The sequence below is a fragment of the Thioclava sp. L04-15 genome (assembly GCF_002020275.1).
Classification (GTDB): Bacteria; Pseudomonadota; Alphaproteobacteria; order Rhodobacterales; family Rhodobacteraceae; genus Thioclava; species Thioclava marina.
Genome location: NZ_MPZW01000001.1, coordinates 21,565 through 47,988, shown reverse-complemented (window position 1 = coordinate 47,988; position 26,424 = coordinate 21,565). Strand labels below are relative to the sequence as shown.

General features: G+C 64.1%; 27 protein-coding genes. 18 read left to right on the top strand and 9 right to left on the bottom strand.

Annotation, left to right across the window (positions count from 1 at the left end; all coding sequences use genetic code 11):
• Positions 1-25: 25 nt before the first annotated feature.
• Both accC and accB read right to left on the bottom strand, forming a co-directional pair.
• Positions 26-1,369: an acetyl-CoA carboxylase biotin carboxylase subunit gene (gene accC / locus BMI90_RS00260; protein ID WP_078524784.1), complete on the bottom strand. Its 1,344-nt coding sequence runs from the start codon at positions 1,367-1,369 to the stop codon at positions 26-28.
• Positions 1,370-1,379: 10 nt separating this feature from the next.
• Positions 1,380-1,883: an acetyl-CoA carboxylase biotin carboxyl carrier protein gene (gene accB, locus BMI90_RS00255; protein ID WP_078524782.1), complete on the bottom strand. Its 504-nt coding sequence runs from the start codon at positions 1,881-1,883 to the stop codon at positions 1,380-1,382.
• 289 nt (positions 1,884-2,172) lie between these two features.
• On the opposite strand from accB, the gene BMI90_RS00250 reads away from it, so the two are divergent.
• Together BMI90_RS00250 and preA are read left to right on the top strand one after the other, a co-directional pair.
• Complete coding sequence (locus tag BMI90_RS00250) at positions 2,173-3,516, top strand: NAD(P)-dependent oxidoreductase (RefSeq protein ID WP_078524780.1); 1,344 nt, start codon at positions 2,173-2,175, stop codon at positions 3,514-3,516.
• Positions 3,517-3,519: 3 nt separating this feature from the next.
• The gene (gene preA, locus BMI90_RS00245) at positions 3,520-4,818 is read left to right on the top strand and encodes an NAD-dependent dihydropyrimidine dehydrogenase subunit PreA (protein WP_078524778.1); all 1,299 of its coding nucleotides are present in this window, start codon (positions 3,520-3,522) and stop codon (positions 4,816-4,818) included.
• Positions 4,819-4,828: 10 nt separating this feature from the next.
• Here preA and BMI90_RS00240 read toward each other — a convergent pair whose 3' ends face one another.
• Positions 4,829-5,365 carry a hypothetical protein gene (locus BMI90_RS00240; protein WP_078524776.1) on the bottom strand — a complete coding sequence of 179 codons (537 nt, stop codon included), beginning with the start codon at positions 5,363-5,365 and terminating at the stop codon, positions 4,829-4,831.
• A 121-nt stretch (positions 5,366-5,486) separates the two neighbouring features.
• Positions 5,487-6,080 (bottom strand): TetR family transcriptional regulator C-terminal domain-containing protein, encoded by a 594-nt coding sequence (locus BMI90_RS00235; RefSeq protein ID WP_078527108.1) that lies wholly within the window; start codon positions 6,078-6,080, stop codon positions 5,487-5,489.
• Positions 6,081-6,334: 254 nt separating this feature from the next.
• On the opposite strand from BMI90_RS00235, the gene BMI90_RS00230 reads away from it, so the two are divergent.
• A complete protein-coding gene (locus BMI90_RS00230; protein ID WP_078524774.1) occupies positions 6,335-7,660 on the top strand; it encodes an aspartate aminotransferase family protein in 1,326 nt (441 codons plus the stop codon).
• Positions 7,661-7,910: 250 nt separating this feature from the next.
• On the opposite strand, the gene BMI90_RS00225 is transcribed toward BMI90_RS00230, so the two are convergent.
• Positions 7,911-8,492, bottom strand: a complete 582-nt coding sequence (locus tag BMI90_RS00225; protein ID WP_078524772.1) for a VOC family protein — start codon at positions 8,490-8,492, stop codon at positions 7,911-7,913.
• Between the two features lie 165 nt (positions 8,493-8,657).
• On the opposite strand from BMI90_RS00225, the gene BMI90_RS00220 reads away from it, so the two are divergent.
• Positions 8,658-9,440, top strand: coding sequence for a hypothetical protein (locus BMI90_RS00220; RefSeq protein ID WP_078524769.1), 783 nt, complete (start codon positions 8,658-8,660; stop codon positions 9,438-9,440).
• Here BMI90_RS00220 and BMI90_RS00215 read toward each other — a convergent pair.
• Positions 9,437-10,105, bottom strand: a complete 669-nt coding sequence (locus BMI90_RS00215) for a TetR/AcrR family transcriptional regulator (RefSeq protein WP_078524767.1) — start codon at positions 10,103-10,105, stop codon at positions 9,437-9,439. The two genes, BMI90_RS00220 and BMI90_RS00215, sit on opposite strands and share 4 nt — an antisense overlap.
• Positions 10,106-10,234: 129 nt before the next feature.
• On the opposite strand from BMI90_RS00215, the gene BMI90_RS00210 reads away from it, so the two are divergent.
• From BMI90_RS00210 to BMI90_RS00175, 8 genes are all read left to right on the top strand, one after another.
• The gene (locus BMI90_RS00210) at positions 10,235-11,485 is read left to right on the top strand and encodes a Zn-dependent hydrolase (protein ID WP_078524765.1); all 1,251 of its coding nucleotides are present in this window, start codon (positions 10,235-10,237) and stop codon (positions 11,483-11,485) included.
• Between the two features lie 88 nt (positions 11,486-11,573).
• Positions 11,574-13,025, top strand: coding sequence for a dihydropyrimidinase (hydA, locus tag BMI90_RS00205; protein ID WP_078524763.1), 1,452 nt, complete (start codon positions 11,574-11,576; stop codon positions 13,023-13,025).
• A gap of 6 nt (positions 13,026-13,031) precedes the next feature.
• Positions 13,032-13,454, top strand: a complete 423-nt coding sequence (locus BMI90_RS00200) for a VOC family protein (protein ID WP_078524761.1) — start codon at positions 13,032-13,034, stop codon at positions 13,452-13,454.
• Positions 13,451-14,239 (top strand): ABC transporter ATP-binding protein, encoded by a 789-nt coding sequence (locus tag BMI90_RS00195; protein ID WP_078524759.1) that lies wholly within the window; start codon positions 13,451-13,453, stop codon positions 14,237-14,239. The genes BMI90_RS00200 and BMI90_RS00195 overlap by 4 nt, the downstream gene beginning before the upstream one ends.
• Positions 14,240-14,341: 102 nt before the next feature.
• Positions 14,342-15,205, top strand: coding sequence for an ABC transporter permease (locus BMI90_RS00190; protein WP_078524757.1), 864 nt, complete (start codon positions 14,342-14,344; stop codon positions 15,203-15,205).
• Entirely contained in the window at positions 15,202-16,050 is an 849-nt protein-coding gene (locus tag BMI90_RS00185; RefSeq protein ID WP_078524755.1) for an ABC transporter permease, read from the top strand. The genes BMI90_RS00190 and BMI90_RS00185 overlap by 4 nt, the downstream gene beginning before the upstream one ends.
• A gap of 66 nt (positions 16,051-16,116) precedes the next feature.
• Positions 16,117-17,100 carry an ABC transporter substrate-binding protein gene (locus BMI90_RS00180; RefSeq protein ID WP_078524753.1) on the top strand — a complete coding sequence of 328 codons (984 nt, stop codon included), beginning with the start codon at positions 16,117-16,119 and terminating at the stop codon, positions 17,098-17,100.
• Between the two features lie 107 nt (positions 17,101-17,207).
• The gene (locus tag BMI90_RS00175; RefSeq protein ID WP_078524752.1) at positions 17,208-17,672 is read left to right on the top strand and encodes a hypothetical protein; all 465 of its coding nucleotides are present in this window, start codon (positions 17,208-17,210) and stop codon (positions 17,670-17,672) included.
• Between the two features lie 36 nt (positions 17,673-17,708).
• Here BMI90_RS00175 and BMI90_RS00170 read toward each other — a convergent pair whose 3' ends face one another.
• A complete protein-coding gene (locus BMI90_RS00170; protein ID WP_078524749.1) occupies positions 17,709-18,863 on the bottom strand; it encodes a mechanosensitive ion channel family protein in 1,155 nt (384 codons plus the stop codon).
• A gap of 179 nt (positions 18,864-19,042) precedes the next feature.
• Between BMI90_RS00170 and BMI90_RS18660 the strand changes: the two genes are divergently transcribed.
• From BMI90_RS18660 to BMI90_RS00145, 6 genes are all read left to right on the top strand, one after another.
• Positions 19,043-19,210 (top strand): hypothetical protein, encoded by a 168-nt coding sequence (locus tag BMI90_RS18660; protein ID WP_168172695.1) that lies wholly within the window; start codon positions 19,043-19,045, stop codon positions 19,208-19,210.
• A gap of 73 nt (positions 19,211-19,283) precedes the next feature.
• Positions 19,284-20,606, top strand: a complete 1,323-nt coding sequence (locus tag BMI90_RS00165) for a helix-turn-helix transcriptional regulator (RefSeq protein WP_078524747.1) — start codon at positions 19,284-19,286, stop codon at positions 20,604-20,606.
• Between the two features lie 61 nt (positions 20,607-20,667).
• Positions 20,668-21,063 carry a response regulator gene (locus BMI90_RS00160; protein ID WP_078524744.1) on the top strand — a complete coding sequence of 132 codons (396 nt, stop codon included), beginning with the start codon at positions 20,668-20,670 and terminating at the stop codon, positions 21,061-21,063.
• Positions 21,063-21,383: a hypothetical protein gene (locus tag BMI90_RS00155; protein WP_078524742.1), complete on the top strand. Its 321-nt coding sequence runs from the start codon at positions 21,063-21,065 to the stop codon at positions 21,381-21,383. Before BMI90_RS00160 ends, BMI90_RS00155 begins: the two co-directional genes overlap by 1 nt.
• Position 21,384: 1 nt before the next feature.
• On the top strand, positions 21,385-24,096 hold the full coding sequence (locus BMI90_RS00150) for a sensor histidine kinase (RefSeq protein ID WP_078524740.1): 2,712 nt from the start codon (positions 21,385-21,387) through the stop codon (positions 24,094-24,096).
• Between the two features lie 83 nt (positions 24,097-24,179).
• On the top strand, positions 24,180-25,433 hold the full coding sequence (locus BMI90_RS00145; protein WP_168172694.1) for a FliM/FliN family flagellar motor switch protein: 1,254 nt from the start codon (positions 24,180-24,182) through the stop codon (positions 25,431-25,433).
• Positions 25,434-25,436: 3 nt separating this feature from the next.
• Here the strand turns inward: BMI90_RS00145 and BMI90_RS00140 are convergent, their stop codons facing one another.
• Together BMI90_RS00140 and BMI90_RS00135 are read right to left on the bottom strand one after the other, a co-directional pair.
• A complete protein-coding gene (locus BMI90_RS00140) occupies positions 25,437-25,949 on the bottom strand; it encodes a DUF6691 family protein (protein WP_337957681.1) in 513 nt (170 codons plus the stop codon).
• 1 nt (position 25,950) lies between these two features.
• Positions 25,951-26,376 carry a YeeE/YedE thiosulfate transporter family protein gene (locus BMI90_RS00135; protein WP_078524736.1) on the bottom strand — a complete coding sequence of 142 codons (426 nt, stop codon included), beginning with the start codon at positions 26,374-26,376 and terminating at the stop codon, positions 25,951-25,953.
• Between the last annotated feature and the right edge of the window lie 48 nt (positions 26,377-26,424).

Here is a 26,424-nt window from a genome sequence, read left to right as displayed (position 1 = left end):
GGCGTTTTTGTAACTTTGGAACCGATCAGAGGTTCTTTTCGAGCCACTTCTCCAGCCAGTGGATCGAGTAGTTCCCCGACTGGATATCCGGCTCTTGCAAAAGCGCGTTGAAGAGCGGAACGGTCGTATCCACCCCGTCCACGATCAGCTCGCCAAGTGCGCGGTGGAGGCGCTGGAGCGCCTCGTGGCGGTCGCGGCCATGCACGATCAGCTTGCCGATGAGGCTGTCGTAATAGGGCGGGATCGTGTAGCCGTCGTAAAGCGCGCTATCCATCCGCACGCCAAGGCCGCCCGGCGCGTGGTAATGGGTGATCTTGCCTGGGCAGGGCGCGAAATTCGGCAGCTTCTCGGCATTGATCCGCACTTCGATCGCGTGACCGCGGATCGAGAGCTTGTCCTGCTCGAACTCCATCGGCTCTCCGGCGGCAACCTTGATCTGCTGGCGCACGAGATCGACGCCGAAGATCGCCTCGGTGACGGGGTGTTCGACCTGAAGGCGGGTGTTCATCTCGATGAAATAGAACTCGCCATCCTCATAGAGGAACTCGATCGTGCCCGCGCCCGAATAGCCCAGTTCGCCGATCGCCTTGGCGCAGATGCCGCCGATGCGGGCGCGCTCTTCGGGCGTGATGCAGGGGCCGGGAGCTTCTTCGAAGACCTTCTGGTGGCGGCGCTGGAGCGAGCAGTCGCGCTCGCCCAGATGGACACCGCGCCCCTTGCCGTCGCCGAAGACCTGGATCTCGATGTGACGCGGTCTCTGGAGATACTTTTCGATATAAACCTCGTCATTGCCGAAGGCGGCTTTCGCCTCGGACCGCGCGGTGCGGAAGGCAACCTCGATGTCCTCTTCCGATTTCGCGACCTTCATGCCGCGCCCACCGCCACCGGCCGTGGCCTTGATGATCACCGGATAGCCCATCTCGGCCGCGACCTTGCGCGCGGTCTCGATGTCGGGGACGCCGCCATCCGAGCCCGGAACGACCGGGATGCCCAGGCTCTTCGCGGTTTCCTTGGCGGTGATCTTGTCGCCCATCAGCCGGATATGCTCGGCCGAGGGGCCGATGAAGGTGATGCCGTGATCTTCGAGAACCTGCACGAAGGCGGCATTCTCGGAAAGGAAGCCGTAGCCCGGGTGGATCGCTTGCGCGCCCGTGATCTCGCAGGCCGCAACGATGGCGGGGATCGAGAGATAGGATTGCGCCGAGCTGTTGGGGCCGATGCAGACCGATTCATCGGCCATGCGCACATGCATCGCATCCGAGTCGGCGGTGGAATGGACCGCAACGCTCGCGATCCCCATCTCGCGGCAGGCACGGATCACACGCAGCGCGATCTCGCCCCGGTTGGCGATCAGGATCTTGTCGAACATGGTGGCCCCCTTATTCGACGATCATCAGGGTCGTGCCGTATTCGACCGGCTGGCCGTCATCGACGAGGATCCGCTTCACCGTGCCAGATTTCGGCGCGGGGATGTGGTTCATGGTCTTCATCGCCTCGACGATCATCAGCGTCTGGCCTTCCTTGACCTGATCGCCGACTTTCACGAAGGCGGATGCGCCCGGCTCGGGCGAGAGATAGGCGGTGCCGACCATCGGCGAGGCGACAGCGCCGGGGTGGTTCGCCGGATCTTCGGCCGCGACCGGGCCGGGCTGTTCGGGGGCGGGAGCTTGCGCGAAAGGAGCTGCATGGGCGACCGGAGCAGGCGCGGCTGCGGCGGGTGCTGCGGCGTGCACGATGTTGGTCTGCTTCGACACCCGTACTTTCAGGCTGTCATCTTGCGCGTAATCACGGGTCACCGCGATCTCGGTCAGATCGTTGGCGTTGAGAAGCTCGGCCAGGGCCTGGATGAAGGCCACGTCATTGTCACGGGTGTTCTTGGTCATGCGGTCCTCGAAGGGTGCTTTTGATGATGGCCCGTTCTGCGGGGCCTTGTGGATCGGAGGGTTTATACGCGAGGTCACGCGCGGTGAAAAGGCGGATCGGCTGTCGTTGCGTCATGGACTCGCAATCTCGTGACTGCCCGAAAGTTTAGCGCTCGAGGGGTTTCGTGCTCAACTTCCGGGCAGGGCGCCCGAAAAAATCGGTCGCCGCGGCGCGGCATATTTTACCACTTGATAAAATTCAATCCTGTGTCAGCGTGGAAACAACGAAAAACTGACAGGGAGCCCGCAAGTGTCCACCAGCCAGCTCACCGAAGGGATCGTGCCCGGACGGCTCGACCCGGAAAGCTATTGCTCCAACTTCGCCGATCATGCGCCGCCCCTGAGCGCGCAAGAGGCCCGTATCGCGGCCGATCGCTGCTATTTCTGCCATGACGCGCCCTGCATGGAGGCGTGCCCGACCACGATCGACGTGCCGCTCTTCATCCGGCAGATCGCGACGGGGACTCCCGAGGCAGCGGCCAAAACGATCTTCGCGCAGAACATCCTCGGCGGCATGTGCGCCCGCGTCTGCCCGACCGAAAACCTCTGCGAAGGCTCCTGCGTGCGCATGGATGCGGAAGGCGAGCCGGTCGAGATCGGCGCACTTCAGCGCTTCGCGACCGACACGCTCATGGCGAAACAAAGCCATCCCTTCGCCCGCGCCGAGCGCTCGGGCAAATCGGTGGCGGTGGTTGGTGCCGGACCTGCGGGGCTGGCCTGCGCGCATCGCCTTGCGCTGAAGGGCCATGAGGTCACGATCTATGATGCGCACGCGAAACCGGGTGGGCTCAATGAATACGGGATCGCCAGCTACAAGGCGCCGGGCGGTTTCGCTCAGGCCGAGGTCGAATGGCTGATGCAGATCGGCGGGATCAAGCTGGTCGAGAACTGGCAGCTGGGCCGCGAAGGTGATGGCGATCTGGCCGAACTGCTGGGCGATTTCGATGCGGTCTTTCTTGGCATGGGGCTTTCGGGCGTGAACGCGCTGCGCCTTGAGGGCGAGGACAAGGACGGCATCCGTCCGGCGACCGAATTCATCGCCGAGCTGCGTCAGGCCTCCGATCTGGCCGAGCTGCCGATCGGGCGCGACGTGGTGGTGATCGGCGGCGGCATGACCGCGGTGGATGCTGCGGTGCAATCGAAGCTGCTGGGCGCGCTCAATGTGAGCCTCGTCTACCGCCGCTCGCGCGCCGAGATGCCCGCGAGCAGGGTCGAGCAGGAGCATGCGCTGACCCATGGTGTGACCATCATCGAGAACGCCACCCCCATCGCCATCCACGGCAATGGCGCGGTGCGTGAGGTCGAATTCGCCTATACGAAGAAGGGGCCGGACGGTCTGGAATTGACCGACGCGACCTTCCGTCTCAGGGCCGATCAGGTCTTCAAGGCGATCGGCCAGACGCTGGGCGACATGCCCGCGCAGGTCGAGATCGCGGGCGGCAAGATCAAGGTGGACGGCACTGGCCGGACCTCGGTTGAGCGTGTCTGGGCCGGGGGCGATTGCACCCATGCCGGCGAAGACCTGACCGTGACGGCGGTTTCGCAGGGGCGCGATGCAGCCGAAGAGATCCACCAATTCCTGATGGAGGGCTGAGAGATGGCCGATCTGACTTCCAATTTCATCGGTATCAAATCCCCCAACCCGTTCTGGCTCGCCTCCGCGCCGCCGACCGACAAGGAGTATAACGTCCGCCGCGCCTTCGAGGCCGGTTGGGGCGGGGTCGTGTGGAAGACGCTGGGCTCGGAAGGCCCGCCCGTCGTCAATGTGAACGGCCCGCGTTACGGCGCGATCTATGGTGCGGATCGTCGGCTGCTGGGTCTGAACAATATCGAGCTGATCACCGACCGTCCGCTCCAGACCAACCTGCGCGAGATCAAATCGGTCAAGCGCGACTACCCGGATCGGGCGCTGATCGTGTCGCTGATGGTGCCCTGCGACGAGGATAGCTGGAAGGCGATCCTGCCGCTGGTCGAGGAAACAGGCGCCGACGGGATCGAGCTGAACTTCGGCTGCCCGCATGGCATGGCCGAGCGCGGCATGGGTTCGGCGGTGGGGCAGGTGCCCGAATATATCGAGATGGTGACGCGCTGGTGCAAGCAATACACCCGCATGCCGGTGATCGTGAAACTCACGCCCAACATCACCGATATCCGCCGCCCTGCCGAAGCTGCCAAACGCGGCGGGGCGGATGCGGTGTCGCTGATCAACACGATCAACTCGATCACCTCGGTCGATCTGGACGATTTCGCACCCGAGCCCACGATCGACGGCAAGGGCACCCATGGCGGCTATTGCGGCCCGGCGGTGAAGCCGATCGCGCTCAACATGGTGGCCGAGATCGCGCGCAACCCCGAGACGGCGGGCCTGCCGATTTCCGGCATCGGTGGCGTGACCACCTGGCGCGACGCGGCGGAGTTCATGGCGCTTGGCGCGGGCAACGTTCAGGTCTGCACCGCGGCGATGACCTACGGGTTCAAGGTCGTGCAGGAAATGATCTCGGGCCTGTCGGATTACATGGACCGCAAGGGCTTCACCTCGACCTCCGAGCTGGTGGGCCGCGCGGTGCCCAATGTCACCGATTGGCAATATCTCAACCTCAACTACGTCACCAAGGCCGAGATCAATCAGGACGATTGCATCAAATGCGGCCGCTGCTTCGCCGCCTGCGAGGATACCTCGCACCAGGCGATCGCGGTGTCCGATGATCGCGTCTATTCGGTCAAGGACGAGGAATGTGTGGCCTGCAACCTCTGCGTCGATGTTTGCCCGGTGGATTGCATCACCATGCGCAAGCTCGACAAGGGCGAGGTGGACCCGCGTACGGGTGAGACGATCGGCGATTACGCCAATTGGACGACCCATCCGAACAACCCCTCGGCCGCTGCGGCCGAGTAAGGGCAGGGGCCTAGCGCGTCACGTCGAGGTTCGGCGAGGGGCGCTCGGCGACCTGTGACCAACCCTCCCGAGGCGCGCCACTCCGATCATCGGATGGCGCGTCTTTCGTTGCGGTCGCTTGGGGCGCCGTTTCCTCCCGAGGCGTGGCGCGGCTGTCCGCCGGCTCGGCCTCGTCGGAAGTCTCGGGCGCATCCGCCTCGATCAGCTCGGGCGCCGCTTTCAGCGCTGCCGCCTTGGCCTGGAGCGGCGTGACCTCGAAGGTCGGAAGCGGCCCGGTCAGCGGATCGGGATCGGGCGGCGGCAGGTCTTGCGCCCCGCCCGCGTCGCGCGCGGCATTCGCCCGCATCTCGGCCATCACGCCAAGCGCCCGCGCCTGTTGTGCATGATCTTGCGGCGTCTGCGTATCCACATCCGCGCCCATGCCGCCATTCGTATCGGCTGATTTCATTGCAGGCTCCACCGTACTGGCAGGCGCTGTTTTCGGTGTCGCGGCCATTAGCAGCGGCGACCAACCGATCTGGGGCATCAGCCCCGAAATGCGGTCCATCCCCAACTCCGTTTCCAAACACCCCCACGGGAAGCGATTCTGCGCTTCCGAGGTTTATCAAACGTAAAGAGGAGCCGGTTTCGTGCCCGAGGGTTAACAAGGGCCGAAGCGACCTGGTGGGTCAGGGAGTCAGCAAGCGTGTGAAGAGCAACTCGAGGAAGGGCGCAGCCCCTTCGATCGGGTCCTTGCCCGGCCCGAGTACCGCGCGCACCTGCACGTCGAAATCGGCGTAATGCTGCGTGAGCGCCCAGATCGAGAAGATCAGGTGATGCGGATCGACCGGCGCGAGGCGGCCCTGCGCGATCCAGGTGTCGATCACGGCGGCCTTTTCATCCACCAGCGTCTTGAGATCGGTACTCAGCCCAGCACCGATGCGCGGGGCGCCTTGCAGCACCTCGTTGGCGAAGAGACGGCTCTCGCGCGGCATCTCGCGGCTCATTTCGAGCTTGCGGCGCATGTAGCGCATGATTTCCTCGCGGGGCTCTCCCTCGGGATCCATCTTGCGCAAGGGCGCCAGCCAGATATCGAGAAGCCCCGCGAGAAGAGCTTCGTGGATCGCCTCTTTCGAGGGGAAATAATAGAGCACATTGGGTTTGCTAAGGCCCGCCTCGGCCGCGATCTGATCGAGCGTCGCACCGCGAAAGCCATGCGCGGAGAACACCTCCAGGGCGGCCTCGAGGATCTTGCCGCGATTGACCTTCTGGATCCGGGTCAGCGGGCGTTTGCCTTCATCCCCGTCTTCGGTGAAATCCTGCGCGTTCTGTTCTTCGGCCAATGCGTCTCTCCTGATGGGCCACCACGGTAACCGATTGCCCAAGGCTTGATCAATCGGATGTGAAGCTTATGGATGGAAAAGCTGCATCGGCAGGGCAAGCTTGACTGGCCTTTTTGCTGTGCTAGCGTGACCCTGACCGATTGGTCAAACTGTTCTTCCCGGCCGGAGCTCCGGCCGCCCGACCGGAGTTAGCCATGGCACTCGACCGCAAGACCCCCAACGACCTGAACGCCTTCTGGATGCCGTTCACTGCGAACCGGCAGTTCAAGAAGAGCCCGCGCATGTTCGTGGGCGCCAAGGATATGCATTACACCACCTCGGACGGGCGCCAGGTGCTCGACGGCACGGCGGGGCTGTGGTGCTGCAACGCGGGCCATTGCCGCCCGAAGATCACCGAAGCGATCCAGAAACAGGCCGCCGAACTGGATTACGCTCCGGCCTTCCAGATGGGCCATCCGGCGGCGTTCGAGCTTGCCAACCGGATCATCGACATCGCGCCCGAGGGCATGGAGCACGTGTTCTACACCAACTCCGGGTCCGAGTCGGTCGAGACCGCGTTGAAACTGGCGATCGCCTATCACCGCGCCCGCGGCGACGGTGCGCGCACCCGCCTGATCGGGCGCGAGCGCGGCTATCACGGCGTGAACTTCGGCGGCATCTCGGTCGGCGGCATCGTGACCAACCGCAAGGTGTTCGGCCCGCTCGTGCCGGGTGTCGACCACATGCCGCACACCCATCTGCCCGACCAGAACGCCTTCACCCGCGGCCAGCCCGAAAACGGCGCCTATCTGGCAGACGAGCTCGAACGCATCGTCGCGCTTCATGGCGCTGAAACCATCGCGGCCGTGATCGTGGAGCCAATGGCGGGTTCGACCGGCGTCCTGCTGCCGCCCAAAGGGTATCTCCAGAAGCTGCGCGAGATCACGAAGAAGCACGGCATCCTGCTGATCTTCGACGAAGTGATCACCGGTTTCGGGCGTCTGGGCGCAGCCTTCGCGGCGCAGCATTATGGCGTGACGCCCGATATCATGACCACCGCCAAGGGCCTGACCAACGGCGTGATCCCGATGGGTGCGGTCCTGACCTCGGCCGAGGTGCATGACGCCTTCATGAACGGCCCCGAGCACATGATCGAGCTGTTCCACGGCTATACCTATTCGGGTAACCCGATCGCGGCCGCCGCCGGGATCGCGACGCTTGAAACCTACAAGGAAGAAGGTCTCTTCGAGCGCGCCGCCGAGCTTGCTCCCTATTGGGAGGACGCGTTGCATTCGCTCAAGGGCACGCGCCATGTGATCGACATCCGCAACGAGGGCCTGATCGGCGCGGTCGAGCTGGAACCGATCGCGGGCGAACCGACGAAGCGTGCCTTCTCGGCTTTCCTGAAGGCTTACGAGAAGGGGATCCTGATCCGCACCACCGGCGACATCATCGCGATGAGTCCGCCGCTGATCATCTCGAAAGAGCAGATCGACCAGCTGATCGGGACGCTGAAAGAGGTTCTCAAAACGCTCGATTGATCGAGCTCTCCGAGGGGTTTGAACCGGTCGCGCGAATTGCGCGGCCGGTTTTCTTTTGACGACGTGTCAGTCCGCGAGAGCGGAGAAGATGTTGCGGGCGAGCCGTGGCCCGATATCGCGGGGCGTCTGGAGCGACCTTTCCTGGCAGGTGCTGGTCGCTCCATTCGAGCCCTGAATTCTGAAGCAGTTCTGCGCGCGGCGGCCGTGCACGGCCCTTATCCGCTCCACGTCGGCCCAAAGCCCTATCGTCTCAATACGGGTTCTTCGCGCCTCGATCCGAACTCAGCGTTTGTTGCGAACGGCTTACCAGAAGCTCGATCGCATCCGCCAAATGCTCTTCCCCGATCGCCCGGTCGCCTCGCGCCACTCGGATACGGTGAGCTTCGATCATCACATCTGCATGGGCATGTCCTCGCGGGGGCTCGAACTTGTAGCAGGCAAGCTCGATCAGGAGCCCAAGCGGATCCTTGAAATAGATCGAGTCCATGAAGCCGCGATCCTTCACGCCCGAATGCTTGATGCCGCGCTCATCGAGACGCTTCACCACCTGCCGATGGGTTGCCATCGAGACGTTGAAGGCGATGTGATGCACGCAGCCCGGATCGGTCGGCGTGCGATCATGCACGGGCTTGCGGTTTTCGTCGGTGAAGATGGTGATCAGCCGCCCGTCGCCGGGATCGAAATAGAGATGACCCTCGTTCTCATTATCGAGATTGGGCTGGTCGAAGACAAAGGGCATGCCCAGCACGCCTTCCCAGAAATCGATCGAGCTCTGACGATCCGCTCCGGTCAGCGTGATGTGATGAACCCCTTGGGTCTGCAATTTGCGCATGGTCTCCTCCCGTCTTCGGTGAGGCAAAGGGTAACCCGAAAGGCGATCGAGCCGAAGGCGCAAACCCTGTGCAGACGCGCGCGAAACCTTGCCGAGAGCTTCGCGCCCTCTTGCGGGAGAAAGCCTTGCGCCTATCTTGCGCGAGATTCCCCCGGAGGTGACCCGATGTGGCGTGCCGCGCTGATTCTCTTGCTGATACTGCCCGCGCCCGCGAAGGCGGAACTGGTTTCCTGCCAGACGTCGATCCGGGGCAAGACCTATGAGTTCCGCTACGACCCCGGCAATGCGGCGCTCAAGGAGAGCCGGTCGCTGCGCGAGAAGATCTTCGGCGAGAAGGGGGAGGTGAGTTGTCCGGCGCTGGTGACGCTCCGCGCGATCACGCCAGAGCTGAACGATGCGCAGCGTGCACCCTTCTGCCTGCAGTGGGACGCCAAGCGCGAAACCTATCTCGGTTATGACCGGGGTGACCGTGACGCCTACGGGATCTGCCGGAAACCTTCGAAGAGCATCTGCCAGCGGCTGACCGGGAGCGCGGAGACGGCAGGCAAGCTGCGCGATGGCGCGATTGATGCAGCAGGCGGCGCGGTCGGGACGGTGCTTGGTGAAAAGATCGGCGGGATGATCGTCTCCGATCAGGCCGACCGGCTGCAAAAGCGGCTGGTCGATGCCGGGCTGGCAGTTCTGGCCGGGGCCTCGACGCCCGCGCTCGCGGCGACGGCGGTGGTGGTCGGCGGCGCGGTCTATGTCTGCTCCGAAGAGGGGGCGGACGGGGTGGGCGTTCAGGCCGAGCCGATGCCCGAACCTGACAATGGCGCGGAAATCCTCGGCTCTGAACTGCCCGTCACCCATTTGCCGCCCGGTGTGAACGGCGCGCCGCTGCGTCCGGTCGAGACGACAGACCTGCCAGAGGCGGTTGAGACGACGCCGGTGCCGGAGGCTGCCGATTAGGTCTCGATAACGCCGATTCCGCGCAAGACGATCTGTTTCACGCTGGTCTTCGCGGCTTCCCATTGCGCATCCGAGAGCGGTTTGCCACCGTTGAGCGTCTCGATCTGATGCGAGAAATCGGCGTAATGCTGGGTCGTGGCCCAAAGCATGTAGAGCAGGTGGCGCGGGTCCACATCCGCCATTTTTCCTTCCGCGATCCAGCGCCGGATAATCGTGGCGCGCCCTTCGGTCCAGTCGCTCAGAGTCGTCTCTAGGTAGTCCTGAATCACCGGTGCGCCGTGCATCACCTCGGATGCCCAGACCTTCGAGCCGTTCGGATGGCGGCGCGAGATCTCCATCTTGGCGTCGATATAGGCACCGATCCCCTCGGCCGGACCCGCCGCCGCGTCAAAGACATCCGCGGCCTCGAGCCAGATGTTGAAAATGCGTTCGACCACGCGGCGATAGAGCGCTTCCTTGGTCTCGAAATAGTAATGGAGATTGGCTTTCGGCAGTCCCGCCATATCCGCGATGAGTTGCATCGTGGCCCCGCCGAACCCGGCTTCGGCAAAGACGGTTTCGGCCGCTTTCAGGATCGCATCTTCCGTCGCCCGGCGGGCTTCGGCCCGGCTTCCACTGGTGTTTCGCCCATTTTTTGTGCGTTTGCCGGTCTCGTTATCTTTCATTCAAAAAGCGTCCTGATTTTTATTGACCGGATGGTCAGGCCATGGCCCACTTCAACCTGACCATACGGTCAGAAAAAGATTCGTCGCAAGAGGGGATAACCCCCGCAAATGTCGACAGGGAGTTTTGACATGGCAGCACCCGGAGAAAACCTCCGCATCAATCCCGACCGCCTTTGGGACAGCCTCATGGAGATGGCCAAGATCGGCCCGGGAATCGCGGGCGGTTGCAACCGTCAGACGCTGACCGATGAGGACGCCGAAGGGCGTGCGCTGTTCAAGAAATGGTGTGACGAGGCTGGGCTCTCGATGGGGCTCGACGAGATCGGCAACATGTTCATGCGCCGCGAAGGGACCGATCCCGACGCGCTGCCGGTCTATATGGGCAGCCACCTCGACACCCAGCCCACGGGCGGGAAATACGATGGTGTGCTTGGCGTTTTGGGCGCGCTTGAAGCGGTGCGCACGATGAACGATCTCGGCATCAAGACCAAGCACCCGATCGTGGTCACCAACTGGACGAATGAGGAAGGCGCGCGTTTCGCGCCCGCCATGCTCGCCTCCGGTGTGTTCGCAGGTATCCATACGCTCGAATACGCCAATGATCGCGTCGATCTCGAGGGCAAGCGTTTCGGCGATGAGCTCGAGCGGATCGGCTGGAAGGGCGACGAGAAAGTGGGCGATCGCAAGATGCACGCCTACTATGAGCTGCATATCGAACAGGGCCCGATCCTCGAGGCCGAAGAGAAGACGATCGGCGTCGTGACCCATTGCCAGGGCCTGTGGTGGCTCGAATTCACCCTGACCGGAAAAGAAGCGCATACCGGTTCTACGCCGATGGCGATGCGCACCAATGCGGGTCTCGCGATGGCGCGCATCTTCGAGATGGTGCAGGAGGTCGCGATGGCGGCCCAGCCCAATGCCGTCGGTGGCGTGGGGCAGGTGACCTTCTCGCCCAATTCGCGCAACGTGCTGCCCGGCAAGGTCGTCTTCACCGTCGATATCCGTTCCCCCGATCAGGCCAAACTCGACGGGATGCGCGCCGAGATCGAGAAACGCGCCGCCGAGATCTGCGAACCCCTTGGCGTAGGCTGCGAGATCGACCCGGTCGGCCATTTCGACCCGGTCACCTTCACTCCCGAACTGGTCGAGAACGTGCGCAACGCCGCCGAGCGTCTGGGCTACAGCCATCTCGACATCATCTCGGGCGCGGGCCACGATGCTTGCTGGGCGGCCAAGGTCGCGCCGACGACGATGGTGATGTGTCCCTGCGTAGGCGGGCTGAGCCATAACGAGGCCGAGGAAATCTCGAAGGACTGGGCGGCAGCAGGGGCGGATGTCCTGTTCCACGCGGTGCTGGAGACGGCCGAGATCGTGAGCTGACGGAGAGCGCGCCGGGGGCTCTGCCCCCGGACCCCCGGGATATTTGAACCAAGAGGAAGGGCAAAGACCCGTCCTAGGAGGCCAAACCATGACCAAAGTCATCAAGAACGGAACCATCGTCACCGCCGATCTGACCTATAAGGCCGATGTGCTGATCGACGGTGGCAAGATCATCGAGATCGGTCCGGACCTGAAGGGCGACGAGGTGATCGACGCGACCGGCTGCTATGTGATGCCGGGTGGGATCGATCCGCATACCCATCTCGAAATGCCCTTCATGGGCACATATTCGGCCGATGATTTCGAGAGCGGCACGCGCGCCGCTCTGGCCGGCGGTACCACGATGGTCATCGATTTCGCGCTGCCCTCTCCGGGCGAGGGGCTGCTCGATGCGCTCAAGAAATGGGACAACAAGTCGACCCGTGCGCATTGCGACTACTCTTTCCACATGGCGATCACCTGGTGGGGCGAGCAGGTCTTCAACGAGATGAAGGAGGTGACGGATCGCGGCATCAACACCTTCAAGCATTTCCTCGCCTACAAGGGCGCGCTGATGGTGAACGATGACGAGCTGTTCGCCTCGTTCAAGCGCTGCGCCGAACTGGGGGCGATCCCGTTGGTTCATGCCGAGAACGGCGATGTGGTGGCCGAGATGTCGGCGAAGCTTCTGGCCGAGGGCAATACCGGCCCCGAGGCGCATGCCTATTCCCGCCCCTCCCAGGTCGAGGGCGAGGCCACGAACCGGGCGATCATGATCGCCGATATGGCGGGCGTGCCGCTTTATGTCGTGCATACCTCCTGCGAGGAGGCGCATGAGGCGATCCGGCGCGCGAAGATGAACGGCAAGCGCGTCTGGGGTGAGCCGTTGATCCAGCACCTGACCCTCGATGAGAGCGAGTATTTCGACAAGGATTGGGACCATGCCGCACGCCGCGTGATGAGCCCGCCCTTCCGCAACAAGCAGCATCAGGACAGCCTCTGGGCGGGGCTTTCCTCGGGAACGCTGTCTTGCGTGGCGACCGATCACTGCGCATTCACCACCGATCAGAAACGCTATGGCGTGGGCGACTTCACCAAGATCCCGAACGGCACGGGCGGGCTCGAGGACCGGATGCCGATGCTCTGGACCGAGGGGGTGAACAAAGGCCGGATCACGATGAACGAATTCGTGGCCGTGACCTCGACCAATATCGCCAAGATCCTCAACTGCTACCCGAAGAAGGGCGCTGTTCTGGTGGGCGCGGATGCCGATCTTGTGGTCTGGGACCCGGAGGCCACCAAGACGATTTCGGCCTCGTCGCAGCAATCCGCGATCGATTACAATGTGTTCGAGGGCAAGGAGGTCAGGGGCCTGCCGCGTTATACGCTCAGCCGCGGCACCGTGGCCTGGGGCGATGGCAAGATCCAGTCGACGGAAGGCCATGGCGAGTTTGTCGCGCGCGACGCGGGCATGCCGGTCACCAAGGCGCTTTCCACCTGGAAAGAGCTGACCGCGCCGCGCCCTGTGCAGCGCTCGGGCATTCCGGCGAGCGGGGTCTGAGGCCAGATGGGGGCCCCGGTCAGCACCGGCCTTCTCGAGGCCGCGGTCTATGTCGAGGATCTCGACGCGACCGAGGCTTTCTATGGCGGGTTGCTGGGGCTCGAACGGCTGACGCGGCGCGACGGACGGCATGTCTTCTTTCGCTGCGGCGAGGGGGTGATCCTGACCTTCATCGCCGAGGCGACACGCGTGCCTTCCGATGACGCGTCAGCCCTGCCGGTTCCGCCCCATGGCGCGATCGGTCCGGGCCATGTATGTCTCGCCGCGAAAGCCGAAGAAATGAATGAATGGGAACGACACTTGAGGGAAAACAACGTGGAGATTGAGGCCGATTTCTTCTGGCCGAACGGCGCGCGCTCGATCTATCTGCGCGATCCGGCGGGCAATAGCGTCGAAATCGCGGACAAAACCCTTTGGAGGCGCGGATGACGGCTGTTCCGGTGATCAAGGCCCGAGGGCTCAACCTGACATTCCAGACGAATGACGGGCCTGTCCACGCGCTCAAGGATATCGATCTCGATATCGAGAAGGGCGATTTCGTCTCCTTCATCGGTCCCTCGGGCTGCGGCAAGACGACCTTCCTGCGCTGTATCGCGGCGCTCGAGACGCCCACGGGGGGTGAATTGCGCGTCAACGGGATGAGCGCCGAGGAGGCGCGCAAGGCGCGCAGCTATGGCTATGTGTTCCAGGCGGCGGGTCTGTATCCGTGGCGCACGATTGCTGGAAATGTGAAACTTCCGCTGGAAATCATGGGCTATCCGCGCAGCGAAATGGATGCGCGGGTTGAGAAAGTGCTCTCGCTCGTCGATCTGGAGGGGTTCGGCAAGAAGTTTCCCTGGCAGCTGTCGGGGGGCATGCAGCAGCGCGCCTCGATCGCGCGGGCGCTTGCCTTCGACGCCGAGATCCTGCTGATGGACGAGCCTTTCGGCGCGCTCGACGAGATCGTGCGCGACAAGCTCAACGAGGAGCTGCTGAAGCTCTGGTCGGCGACGAACAAGACGATCGGCTTCGTCACCCACTCGATCCCAGAGGCGGTCTATCTCTCGACAAAGATCGTGGTGATGTCGCCCCGGCCGGGCCGCATCCACGAGGTGATCGAGAGCACCCTGCCGCGCGGGCCGCGCCCGCTTGATATTCGCGACAGTGAAGAATTCCTGCAAATCGCGCACCGGGTGCGCGAGGGGCTGCGGGCGGGGCATGCGTATGATGAGTGATGCGCTGATCGCGACCCGGGCAGGTGGGCTGTCTGCCCCCTTCTGGCTGCGCCATTCACCCCCCGAGGATATTTCGGCCAAGTCGAAGCGGAGGGTCTTGTCATGAAGATGGTGGCGCCCGTTCTGACCGTTCTGGCCGCGATCATCCTGCTCTGGTACGGGGCGACGGTCTGGCTGAATTCGCAATGGACCTATGACCAGGCCGCGCGGGCCGGGCAGGAGGTGAGTTTCTCGGAGGTCGTCGTCGATACGATGAACCAGAAGCGCCCCGTGCTGCCTGCGCCGCATCAGGTGGCGGTCGGGCTTTGGGAAGGCGTCGCGGGGCAGAAGATCACCTCGAAGCGCAGCCTCGTCTATCACGGCTGGATCACGCTCTCGGCGACCTTGGCGGGGTTTGCGCTGGGCACGGGGCTGGGGATCTTGCTGGCGGTGGGGATCACCCATAGCCGGGCGATGGATCTCAGCGTCATGCCCTGGGCGATCGCCAGCCAGACGATCCCGATCCTCGCGATCGCGCCGATGGTGATCGTGGTTCTGGCGAGCCTCGGGATCACCGGCTTGCTGCCCAAGGCGATCATCGCGGCCTATCTGAGTTTCTTCCCGGTTCTGGTGGGGATGGTGAAGGGGCTGCGAGCGCCCGACCACATGCAGCTTGATTTGCTGAAGACCTATAACGCTTCCAAGGGCGAGACCTTCTGGAAGCTGCGGCTACCGTCCTCGATGCCTTACCTTTTCGCCTCGCTGAAGGTCGGCGTGGCGGCGAGCCTCGTGGGCACGATCGTCGCCGAACTGCCCGCAGGCGCCACGCGCGGGCTGGGCGCGCGGCTGCTGTCGGGCAGCTATTACGGGCAGACGGTGCAGATCTGGTCGGCGCTGTTTGCCGCCGCCGCACTTGCTGCGATCCTCGTCGTGGTCGTCGGCATCATCGAGCAGATCACGCTCAAGCGGATGGGGATGGTGCGATGAGCTGGCTGATTTTCGCGATTGTCTTCTGGCTCGCGGCCTGGGCGCTGAATTCCTGGCTGGCGAAGGCGCATGGGGCCGAGCGCTGGGCGCGGTTCCTGATCCCGGCTCTGTTCGGGCTCACGATCCTGATCTTGTGGGAAGGGTTGGTCTTGGGGCTCAATATCAGCCCCGTCATCCTGCCCGCGCCAAGCCAGATCGCGGCAAGCTTCGCCGCCTCGACTGATATCCTGCGCGAGGATTTCATGCAGACGATCCTGAAGGGCGCGCTCTCGGGCTACCTGATCGGCTGCGGCGCGGCCGTGGTGGTGGCGGTGCTGATCGACCGCTCGCCCTTCCTGCAGCGCGGTCTGCTGCCGATCGGGAATTTCGTGGCTGCCCTGCCGATCGTCGGCATCGCGCCGATCCTCGTGATGTGGTTCGGCTTCGACTGGCAGTCCAAGGCGGCGGTCGTCGTGGTGATGGTCTTCTTCCCGGTTCTGGTGAACATGGTGGCGGGGCTGGCCGCGACCGATGCTCTGCAGCGCGACCTGATGGCGACCTATTCGGCCAGCTACTGGCAGGGGCTGTTCAAGATGCGCCTGCCCGCGGCCATGCCGTTCCTGTTCAACGGGCTCAAGATCGCGACGACGCTGGCGCTGATCGGTGCGATCGTTGCCGAATTTTTCGGCAGCCCGACGATGGGGATGGGTTTTCGTATCTCGACCGCCGTGGGGCAGCTTGATCTGCCGCTCGTGTGGTCGGAAATTACCGTTGCGGCCCTTGCGGGCTCGGGCTTCTATGGGCTGGTCGCCCTGATCGAGAAGCTGGTGACGTTCTGGCACCCGTCGCAACGGGCCCGAACCTAGGGCACGAGCCTGAGAAATAACCAAAATCCCGGGCGCAAGATCCGGGGCCAACAGTGGAGTGAAACGATGAAGAAACTGATCGCGGGGGTGGCGGCAAGCCTCACCATGGCGGGCGCCGCCTGGGCCAATGAGGATGTGACGCTGCAGCTCAAATGGGTCACCCAGGCCCAGTTCGCGGGCTATTATGTGGCGCTCGAGAAGGGCTACTATTCGGATGCGGGCCTCGACGTGACGATCAAGCCGGGCGGCCCCGATATCGCGCCCGAGCAGGTGATCGCGGGCGGTGGTGCCGACGTGATCGTCGACTGGATGCCGGCGGCACTGGCAGCGCGCGAAAAGGGCCTGCCGCTCGTCAACATCGCCCAGCCCTACAAGAAATCGGGCATGATGCTGACCTGCCTCAAGGAATCGGGCATCGAGAGCCCCAAGGACTTCCCCGGCCATACGCTGGGCGTGTGGTTCTTCGGCAATGAATACCCGTTCCTGAGCTGGATGAACCATCTGGGCATCTCGACCGAGGGCGGCGATGATGGCGTGACCGTGCTCAAGCAGGGCTTCAACGTCGATCCGCTCCTGCAAAAGCAGGCGGCCTGTATTTCGACCATGACCTATAACGAATACTGGCAGGTCATCGACGCGGGTATCTCGCCCGATCAGCTCATCACCTTCAAATACGAGGACGAGGGTGTCGCGACGCTGGAAGACGGCCTCTATGTCATGGAAGACAACCTCAAGGACCCGGCTTTCGTCGAGAAGATGGCGAAATTCGTGAAAGCCTCGATGGAGGGCTGGAAATACGCCGAGGCGAACCCGAAGGAAGCCGCCGAGATCGTGCTCGAATATGACGAGACCGGCGCGCAGACGATGGAGCATCAGGAGCGCATGATGACCGAGGTCGCCAAGCTGACCGAAGGGTCGAATGGCGCGCTTGATCCGGCCGATTACGAGCGCACCGTGGACGTGCTGATGTCGGGCGGTTCGGATCCGGTCATCACCAAGAAGCCGGAAGGCGCCTGGACGCATGAGGTCACCGACAAGGCTGGCCTCTGAGTTGATCCTGTCTTGAACGCTTGCGCCCTCCGGCCCCCGCCGGAGGGCGTTTTCTTTTCGACGTTTTGTTAACGAGAATCGGTTTTGCTGGGCCCAAGGAGGTCTACATGATCGATCAAGGCAATCATGTTCGCGCAGGAAGGCACGGGCGCTATCGGGCGCCGACCGATACGGTCTTGCCGTTGCGTGTCTATCTCGCCTTCGTACTGGGGGCGGTTTTCCTGACGGGCCTGTTTTGGCTTACTTGGAAAAGCCAATTCGCGGCACCGCTTGGCTATCTCTTCGATACGCAGACGGAAGGGGTCGAGGCGGGATATTGTCTTGCCGTGGCCCGTACGATCGCACCGGGCGGCGGCGGTGGCGGCTATGTGGGAGAGGCGCAGGACTTCTGGCTGAAACGATTGATGGGGTTCAGGGGCGATCTCGCTGGCAATATCGCCAAGGGAGAGGCAGCCTTGGGGCGTCATCTGCTGGTAGGGAAAGCGCCTGACCGGCTCTGGCTGATCGACGCGATGGATGCCTGCTCGAACAAAGCGATCAATTTCGGGGCGCGGTTCCGCGCCTTCGACTAGCAGCAGCGACGGGCGATCTGTGAGAACATGAGTGGGTCAAAGCCCGCCTGTCTCGGGCGGTGGCTTAGGGCCGCTGATCTCGGGCGCCGCAAACTGCACGGCTTCGCCGGAAGAGAGGTCCGCGCGGGTGCGAGGCAGGGCGCTCGGCATCTCGGCCTGTAACCAACTCACGAGTTTTTCGCGGATATTGCAGCGCAGATCATAGGTGCGCGGGCCGTTGCGGGCGGAGGCGAGGATGCGCACCTCCATCACCCGCTCCCGGAAATCGGTCACCTGCACCGCAAAGACCTTGCCATCCCAGAGGGGGTCAGCCTCGGTAATCTCGCGGGCCTTGGCGCGGACCGCCTCTATATCGGCAGTATGATCGAGATAGATCATCACCGTCCCGATCAGTTCGGCGCTCTCGCGTGTCCAGTTCTGGAAAGGTTGTTCGATGAAATAGCTCAGTGGAACGACCAATCGCCGCCAGTCCCAGATCCGGATCACCACATAGGTCGAGGTGATCTCCTCGACATTGCCCCATTCTCCTTCCACGATCAGGGCATCGTCGATGCGGATCGGCTGGGTCAACGCAAGCTGAATGCCTGCGAAGAGGTTCTTCAAAACAGGTTGCAGGGCAAGACCGACGACGATCCCGGCAGCTCCTCCGGCCGCCAGCAGCGAGACGCCGTATTGGCGCACCGCGGGGAAGGTCATCAAGGCAGCGGCCACGGCAAGGATCACGATCATCACCTTGGCGACGCGCATCAGGATCCGGGTCTGCGTCACGTGCTTGCGCGCAAGCAGGTTGTCCTCGGCATCGAGCTTGAAGCGCCGAAGGTGGATCGTCGTCCAGATATAGAGGGCGGTATAGGCGATCCAGGCAAGGCTCAGGATCAGCGCGACGAGCAGGACATGGGTGATCGTCGTGGTCGTGGCCGCACTTGCCGGAGCAAGCCCGTTGGCGAAACCGAGCGCCATGATCAGCAGCACGAGCCGCAGGGGCCGCGCCGCGCGGGTGACCAGCGAGCGCCAGAACAGGTCGCGCTCCGCCACCGCCCGCGTCAGCATCGAGAAGACGACGCGAAACAGAACCAACGCCAGGAATGCCGCGATCACATAGGCCGCCAGAGCCACCGCCCAATCGGGCAGCACGCGCTGTGCGGCGCCGATCGCTTGTTGCAGTTCTGTCTCGATCTGCTCGGGTTGCATTGTCTCTCCCGAAAATTGCTGCGCTGCCGCATTGAGAATGGCGCATTCCGGTCGGCTGTCAAATCGGGGCGCGAAAAACGGTGGCGATCTTGACACGGATCAGGGCGCAAGCGGCGCCTCCAGTGTAAATTCACACTCGCAAAGGGAGATCCTTCGCACATGGAGAGAAGGAGAAAATCATGAAAGACCATCACAACTTCCGAGCTGTGAAACTGCTTGCGGTCTTGGCGCTTGCCGCACTTGCCGGTTGTGCCCAGTTCGAGAAAGACGTCGGCCAATGTGAGCCGGGCGTCGAGTCGATCTCGGGCATGGCGACGGTTGCGCCTGCGGGCACCGGCCCCTGCTGATCGCGTGTAAAGGCTGGTAAATGCCTTTTGCCCTCCTGCGCTTGGCTGTAAAGCTGGTGCAGGAGGACTTGGCATGGCCCGTTCCGCTCTTACTGGTACCCGCATTCGCGAACGGCGCACTGCGCTGGGTCTAAAGCAGGCCGATCTCGCCCGCGCAGCAGGGATTTCGGCGGCTTATCTCAACCTGATCGAACATAACCGCCGCAGGGTGGGTGATGCGTTGATGGAGCGCATCGCGCAGGCGATGGGCGTTGATCCGGTCGCGCTCAGCGAGGGCGCGGAAGGGGCGTTGTTCGACGGGCTTCGCGAGGCCGCGGCCGCGGCCGAATCCGAAGGGGGGGCGCTGTATCAGGCCCCCGATCTCGACCGGATCGAGGAATTCGTAGGTCGTTTTCCGGCCTGGGCCGCGCTTCTAGCATCGCGTCAGGCGCGGCTTGCGGCGCTTGAGCGTGTGGTCGAGGCCTATGCCGAGCGCATGGCGCAAGACCCGTTCCTGCTGACCTCGTTGCATGAGGTTCTTTCGGCGGTGACGAGCCTGCGCTCGACCGCTGCAATTCTCGTCGAGACAGAGGATATCGAGCCCGAGTGGCGCGCGCGGTTTCTCCAGACGATCCAGGAGGAAAGCCTGCGTCTTTCGGGCACCGCCGAGGCGCTGGTGGGTTATCTCGACGAGATGGAAACGGCGGAGACGGGGCTGTCCTCGCCGCAAGAACAGCTCGAAGCCTGGCTCGAGGCGCGGGCATGGCATTTCCCCGAGATCGAGGCGGGTGAGGCATCGGTGCCCGATCTGATCGCGGGTGCGCCGGAATTGGCGTCGGCGGCGGCGCGGGCGCTGGCCGAGCAGCATCTGGCACAGCTGACCAACGATGCCCGCGCCTTGCCGCTCGAGACGATGCACGCGGCACTGGCCGATCTCGGCCCCGATCCAGGTGCAATCGTTGCGCGCACCGGCGCGCCCCTGGCGCAGGTTTTGCGTCGCCTCGCGGCGCTGCCGCCCGGTCAGCCGGGGCTCGGCCAGCCAGGGCTGGTGATTTGTGACGGCTCGGGAACCCTGACCTTCCGCCGTCCCGCGCCCGGTTTCGCCCCGCCGCGCTTTGCCGCAGCTTGTCCGCTCTGGCCGCTTTACGAGGCGCTGGCGCGTCCCACCCAGCCGATACGAGCACTGGTCGACATGGCGGGCCGCTTGCCGCAGCGTTTTCTGACCTATGCGGTCAGCGAGCCGCGCCCGACCGGGTTCGACGGGCCTTTGCTGATGCGCGCGACGATGCTGATCCTCCCTGCGCCGGCGGAGGCGACCGAGGCCCCGGCCCGCGCGATCGGTGCCTCCTGCCGGATCTGTCCGCGCGCGGATTGCCCGGGTCGGCGTGAGCCCTCGATCGTTTCTGGTGCAGGATAAGCCCTGCAAGGGTTTGACACCACGCAGCCTGCCCGCGATAGTCAGGCGAGGGGGAGTGGCGATGCCGAATAAACAGGTTTTGCTGATTGAGGACGAGCCGCATATCGCCGAGGCGATCCGCTTCATCCTGTCACGCGCGGGTTGGGCGGTGTCGGTTCTGGGCGACGGGGCGCAGGCGATGTCGCGCATCGCCGAGGTGCTGCCCGACGCAATCATTCTGGATCTGATGCTGCCGGGGCGTTCCGGTCTCGAAATCCTGTCGGATTTGCGCGCGGATGCCGATCTCTCGCGCTTGCCGGTGCTGATGCTGAGCGCGCGCGGGCAGGGCCGTGACCGCGAGGCAGCCGAGCGCGCGGGGGCCACCGCCTTCCTCGCCAAGCCTTTCGCCAATGCCGATGTGCTGGCCCGGCTCGAGGCGATCACCGGGGGCGGCGAGGCCCGCCGGGAGCCTGCTTGATGCCGCAAACGGGCCAACCGCTCTTTCTCGCCCGAAGATCCTATCGCCGCCGCCGCCTGATGGATGCGGCGCGGTTGTTGCCGGTTTTGGGCGTGGTACTGATCCTGCTGCCGGGGCTCTGGCATCCTGCGGAGACCGTGGCGCCTGACACCGGTCGGGGAGGGCTCTATCTCTTTGCGGTCTGGATCGGGCTTATCCTCGCGGCTTTCCTGATCGCGCGCGGGCTCGGGCCGGTGCTCGATGTCGAGGAACTGCCGGAAGGGTTCGCGACGGCCGGGCGTGTGCGGGGGGCTGATCCCGACGACGCAGCGGAGGGCTGAGATGCCCTTCAATATCCTCGTCGCGGTTTGCCTCGGCTATGTGATCGTGCTCTTCTCGGTGGCCTTCGTGGCAGAGCGCCGCGCGCAACGCCGCCGGTTGCGCTTCCTGCGCTCGCCGGTGATCTACACGCTATCGCTCTCGATCTATTGCACCGCCTGGACGTTTTATGGTGCGGTTGGCTATGCGGCGCGCTCGGGGCTGGAATTCCTCACGATCTACCTAGGCCCGACGCTGGTTTTCGTCGGCTGGTGGTGGGTGCTGCGCAAGTTGGTGCGGATCGGCCGGACCCATCGGGTGACCTCGATCGCCGACCTGATCTCCAGCCGCTACGGTAAATCGAACACGCTTGGCGTCATCGTCACGTTGATGTCTGTCGCCGCGGCCACACCCTATATCGCGCTGCAACTGCAATCGGTGACACTGAGCTTTGGCGTCTTCGCGGCAGGCACGCCCGAGGGTTGGGCGCTTCCCGACCAGGGCGCGACGGCGCTCTGGATCGCGGGCGGGCTTGCGATCTTCACCATTCTTTTCGGCACCCGCAATCTCGACGCGAACGAGCGCCATCACGGCGTTGTCACGGCAATCGCGCTCGAAGCGGTGGTGAAGCTCGTCGCGCTGGTTGCGGTCGGGGTCTTCGTGGTTTGGGGGCTGGGCGGCGGGCCGGTGGACATGCTCTCGCGCATCGACGCCTCGAAGATCGCGGAATGGGAGCTGAACCCGGGCCGTTTCGCTGGTCTCACCTTTGTCTCCGCCGCAGCGATCCTGACCCTGCCGCGGATGTTTCAGGTGCTGGTGGTCGAGAATGTGGACGAGCGTCACCTTGCCACCGCGAGCTGGGCCTTCCCGGCATATCTGATGCTGATGAGCCTCTTCGTCGTGCCCATCGCGGTAATGGGGCTGGAGCGGATGCCCGAGGGTGCAAACCCGGATCTCTTCGTTCTGACGCTGCCGCTGTCGGAGGGGCAGGGCAAGCTCGCGCTGCTGGCTTTCCTCGGCGGATTTTCCTCGGCGACCTCGATGGTGATCGTGGCCGCGATCGCGCTGGCCACGATGGTCTCGAACCATATCGTCACGCCGCTCTGGCTTACGCTGCGCCGCTCGGATGCGCGTGCGCCGGGCGATGTGCGCGGGCTTGTGCTCGCCTCGCGGCGAGTCTCGATCATCGTGGTCCTTGCGATGGGCTATGCCTATTACCGGATGTCGGGCGGCTCCGAGGCGCTGGCGGCAATCGGCCTGATCGCTTTCGTCGGTGCGGCGCAGGTCCTGCCCGCGCTGCTCGGCGGCATGTTCTGGCGCGGGGCCACCCATGTCGGCGCGGCGGCGGGGCTGATCACCGGCTTTGCGCTTTGGGCCTACACTCTCTTCTTGCCGTCGGTGGGCGAGGCGGGGCTCTTGCCGCAGGCGGTGCTCGACCATGGGCTGTTGGGACTGGGCTGGCTGCGGCCGCATGCGCTCTTCGGGATCGGCGGGCTCGACCCGCTTCTGCACGCGCTGTTCTGGTCACTTCTGTTCAACACGCTCGCCTTCCTGATCTTCTCGATGACCTCCTTCCCGGGGCCGATGGAGCGACTTCAGGGCGTGGCTTTCGTCAATATCTACGATCAGGGACCGGCAACCCGATCCTGGGCCCAGGGCGGGGCGGAGGCCGAAGACCTGCTCTCGATGGCTCAGCGTATCCTCGGGGCGGAACCGGCACAGCATTTCTTCCAGGCGCAGGCCGCGGGGCAGGGCAAGGCCGGGTTCCTGCCCGACACTACCCCCGATTTCCTTGCGCGGCTCGAACGTAAGCTCGCGGGCTCGGTGGGGGCGGCTACGGCCCATGCGATGATCTCGCAGCTCACCGGCGGCTCGTCGGTCTCGATGCAGGATCTGATCGCGGTGGCGGGCGAGACGGCCGAGGCGAAGGAATACTCCGCCCGGCTCGAGGCGAAATCGGAAGAGCTGGCCCGGACCGCGCGCGCGTTGCGCGAGGCCAATGACAAGCTCAAGGAATTGTCGGTCCAGAAGGACGCCTTCCTCAGCCAGATCAGCCACGAACTGCGCACACCGATGACCTCGATCCGCGCCTTTTCCGAGATCCTTATGGAGCCGGACCTGCCAGATGCGATGCGCGCGCAATACGCCGAGATCATCCACGAGGAGGCCCGCCGCCTGACCCGGCTGCTCGATGATCTGCTCGATCTGTCGGTGCTCGAGAACCGCCGCGCGCAGCTCAATATCTCGGTGGCGAACCTGCATGACCTGATCAATCGCGCGGTGCAGGCGGCCTCCTCGACCCAGCCCGAGCGCGCCTTCCGGATCGAGCGCGATTTTCCGACCGAGCATATGCCGATCTTCACCGATACCGACCGGCTGGTGCAGGTCTTCATCAACCTGATCTCGAACTCGCGCAAGTATTGCGACGCCGAGCGTGCGGTGCTGCGCATCGAGGTGAAAAAGCGCGGCAAGCGGGTACAGATCGACTTCCTCGATAACGGTTCGGGCATTCCGAAACAGTCGCAAAAGCTGATCTTCGAGAAGTTCGCACGCCTCACCGACCAGAGCCGCGCAGGCAGCGCGGGGCTTGGACTCGCGATCTGCCGCGAGATCATGGCCAATCTCGGTGGCACGATCGACTATCTGCCCGGACAGGGCGGCGCGGCCTTCCGCGTGAGCCTGCCGCTCCGGCGGAAGGATCCGGCGACACCTCCGCCCGTGGGCGCACAGGTCTGAACGCGACAAGCAATTTCAACCATTTGTAAAGCTCGTTCTGCCAAGGCTTGGGGGATGTCCCGATTGGCGGGCGGATGGAGGTTATGGCTCAGGAGCGCGACAATTCAGTGCTGCGCAGGAAGGCCGAGGCGGGGAGGATCGCCCCGGACGGCGTCCGCATGACCTCTGAGAAGGCGATCTCGCAAAGCCTCGCCAAGGTCGCGCAGGAGATGTTGGGCTTACCCTTGCGCGTGACCGAACTGACCGAGACCCGCCGGGGCCTCGCCGATCTCCCCGAGATGCTGGAGGACCTCTCGCTGCTCGCGGTGATCGAGGGGCCGGGGGAGGGGCTGGGGCTGGTTGCGCTGCCGCCCACAACCCTATCGGTCCTGATAGAGATGCAGACGATGGGGCGGCTTGGCAAATCCGCACCGGGGCTGCGCAAGCCGACGCGGATCGACGCGGCGATGGCGGCGGATTTCATCGATGCGCTGCTTGCGATGATCGAGGAGTTCTTGATCGAGGATGACGCGATTTCCTGGGCGGGCGGGTTTCGCTACGCCTCCCATCTCGATGATCCGCGTCCGCTGGGGCTCCTGCTCGAAGATATCAGCTACCGGGTCTGGTCGGCGCGGATCACCTTTGGCGCGGGCGCCGAGCGTGAGGGAGGCTTTCTTTGGGCGGTGCCGCAATCGGGCCGGGGCGTGGCGCTGAAAAGGGCGCGGGCGCAAGACGTTCAAGGGGTTGTCGCACCCGATCCCGGCCCGGACTGGGAGGAGGCGCTCGAACGCGCGGTGCTCTCGGCCCCCGCCACGCTCGACGCGGTGCTTCATCGCGTGACCTTGCCTCTGGCTGCCGTGATGGGGTTTGCTCCCGGCATGGAAATCCCGATCCCCGAGGACGCCCTGGAGAAGATCGCGCTCGAAGGGCAGGGGCGCCGCAAACTTTCACAGGCGCGGCTCGGGCAAAGCCGGGGGATGCGGGCGCTGCGGCTGGTCGAGGCTGATGAGACTGGTGGTTTGGAAGCCGTGCCCAAACGCAAGCCCAGCGCTCTGGTCGCGACCGGGGAGACGCCTTTCCCGAAGGTCGATCTGCCCGTTGAACCGGGTCCGCTGGGCGACCCGATGAACGCCGCCTACGGCGCGCCCGACGATCTGTCCGGCACGACAGCCAATGCGCCAGATCCGTTTGGCGGATTGGGAGGGCTTGAGACTGGCGCAGGGTTGGGCGGGCTAGACTTGCCCGAAGAGGGTGACGGGCTCGGTGGGCTGGGCGGAATGGATGGCCTGCGCGGTCTCGCGAATGAGAAAGAGGCGGCAGGAGACCTGCCGCCGCTCAAGATCGGATCGGGTTTGTAAGGTTCAGCGAGCCACTGCGCGCGAGGTGTTGCCTGCCAGTGCGCGCTCTTCCTCGGGGATGTTCTCACAGGGTGGCACTTCGAGCTTCGTGCGATCGAGGGCGGAGAGCCAGTCCTTGACCCGCGGCGCAATTGCCATGCCCACGCCCATCGCGATGATGAAGAGCCAGCCTTGCCAGCCGTTGAAGCTCAGCGAGCCCATCGCCGGACCCGGGCAAAGCCCCGCCATGCCCCAGCCCGCGCCGAACAACAGCGAGCCAAGCACGAGGTTCCGGTCAACGAGACGCGGAAATGCCCCCGGCATCGGTGAGCCGAGCATGGACTTCTCGCGCCGCTGCGCGACCATCCAGACAAAGAACATAACGCCCACCGCACCGGACAGCACGAAGGCGAGCGTCGGATCCCAGTCGCCGAACACGTCGAGCCAGCCCTGAACCTTCTTTGTGTCGACCATGCCGGCCACCAGAAGCCCCGCGCCGAAGAGGCCTCCCGAGAGGAATGCAAAGAAATTGCGCATCTCAGATCACTCCCAGCAGATGGCGGAAGATCACCAGCGAAAGCCCCCCGCCAAGCAGGTAGAAAGCCGTCGCCACGATACCGCGCAGAGAGAAGCGCGAGATGCCGCAGACCCCGTGCCCCGAGGTGCAGCCATTGGCAAGCCGCGTACCCAGACCCACCAGCACGCCCGCCGCGACGATCACCCAGATCGAGCTTGTCACGTGGGTATCAACGACCTTGTAGAGCGGAACCAGAAGCGGTGGCACGGCGATGAGCCCGCCCAGAAAAGCCACGCGTTCCGAAACCGTATCGCGGCCCGATCCGTCGATCAGCCCGCCGATGATGCCGCTCGCGCCCATGATGCGGCCATTGACCAATAGATATACTCCGGCACCCGCGCCGATCATCAGACCGCCGACGAGGCCCCAAATCCAATCCTGATGCATGAGCTCTCCCTGTGCTCGTACTTTGAAACACGACGGGGTCTCCCAAAC

Coding starts and splice junctions, on each gene's coding strand:
- BMI90_RS00185 (WP_078524755.1), top strand. CDS start 15,202: ATGAGCTGGCTGATTTTCGCGATTGTCTTCTGGCTCGCGGCCTGGGCG.
- BMI90_RS18660 (WP_168172695.1), top strand. CDS start 19,043: ATGAAAGACCATCACAACTTCCGAGCTGTGAAACTGCTTGCGGTCTTG.
- BMI90_RS00195 (WP_078524759.1), top strand. CDS start 13,451: ATGACGGCTGTTCCGGTGATCAAGGCCCGAGGGCTCAACCTGACATTC.
- preA (WP_078524778.1), top strand. CDS start 3,520: ATGGCCGATCTGACTTCCAATTTCATCGGTATCAAATCCCCCAACCCG.
- BMI90_RS00170 (WP_078524749.1), bottom strand. CDS start 18,863: ATGCAACCCGAGCAGATCGAGACAGAACTGCAACAAGCGATCGGCGCC.
- accB (WP_078524782.1), bottom strand. CDS start 1,883: ATGACCAAGAACACCCGTGACAATGACGTGGCCTTCATCCAGGCCCTG.
- accC (WP_078524784.1), bottom strand. CDS start 1,369: ATGTTCGACAAGATCCTGATCGCCAACCGGGGCGAGATCGCGCTGCGT.
- BMI90_RS00225 (WP_078524772.1), bottom strand. CDS start 8,492: ATGCGCAAATTGCAGACCCAAGGGGTTCATCACATCACGCTGACCGGA.
- BMI90_RS00135 (WP_078524736.1), bottom strand. CDS start 26,376: ATGCATCAGGATTGGATTTGGGGCCTCGTCGGCGGTCTGATGATCGGC.
- BMI90_RS00155 (WP_078524742.1), top strand. CDS start 21,063: ATGCCGCAAACGGGCCAACCGCTCTTTCTCGCCCGAAGATCCTATCGC.
- BMI90_RS00175 (WP_078524752.1), top strand. CDS start 17,208: ATGATCGATCAAGGCAATCATGTTCGCGCAGGAAGGCACGGGCGCTAT.
- BMI90_RS00220 (WP_078524769.1), top strand. CDS start 8,658: ATGTGGCGTGCCGCGCTGATTCTCTTGCTGATACTGCCCGCGCCCGCG.
- BMI90_RS00210 (WP_078524765.1), top strand. CDS start 10,235: ATGGCAGCACCCGGAGAAAACCTCCGCATCAATCCCGACCGCCTTTGG.
- BMI90_RS00215 (WP_078524767.1), bottom strand. CDS start 10,105: ATGAAAGATAACGAGACCGGCAAACGCACAAAAAATGGGCGAAACACC.
- BMI90_RS00140 (WP_337957681.1), bottom strand. CDS start 25,949: ATGCGCAATTTCTTTGCATTCCTCTCGGGAGGCCTCTTCGGCGCGGGG.
- BMI90_RS00145 (WP_168172694.1), top strand. CDS start 24,180: ATGGCTCAGGAGCGCGACAATTCAGTGCTGCGCAGGAAGGCCGAGGCG.
- BMI90_RS00190 (WP_078524757.1), top strand. CDS start 14,342: ATGAAGATGGTGGCGCCCGTTCTGACCGTTCTGGCCGCGATCATCCTG.
- hydA (WP_078524763.1), top strand. CDS start 11,574: ATGACCAAAGTCATCAAGAACGGAACCATCGTCACCGCCGATCTGACC.
- BMI90_RS00200 (WP_078524761.1), top strand. CDS start 13,032: ATGGGGGCCCCGGTCAGCACCGGCCTTCTCGAGGCCGCGGTCTATGTC.
- BMI90_RS00165 (WP_078524747.1), top strand. CDS start 19,284: ATGGCCCGTTCCGCTCTTACTGGTACCCGCATTCGCGAACGGCGCACT.
- BMI90_RS00240 (WP_078524776.1), bottom strand. CDS start 5,365: ATGGACCGCATTTCGGGGCTGATGCCCCAGATCGGTTGGTCGCCGCTG.
- BMI90_RS00160 (WP_078524744.1), top strand. CDS start 20,668: ATGCCGAATAAACAGGTTTTGCTGATTGAGGACGAGCCGCATATCGCC.
- BMI90_RS00180 (WP_078524753.1), top strand. CDS start 16,117: ATGAAGAAACTGATCGCGGGGGTGGCGGCAAGCCTCACCATGGCGGGC.
- BMI90_RS00150 (WP_078524740.1), top strand. CDS start 21,385: ATGCCCTTCAATATCCTCGTCGCGGTTTGCCTCGGCTATGTGATCGTG.
- BMI90_RS00230 (WP_078524774.1), top strand. CDS start 6,335: ATGGCACTCGACCGCAAGACCCCCAACGACCTGAACGCCTTCTGGATG.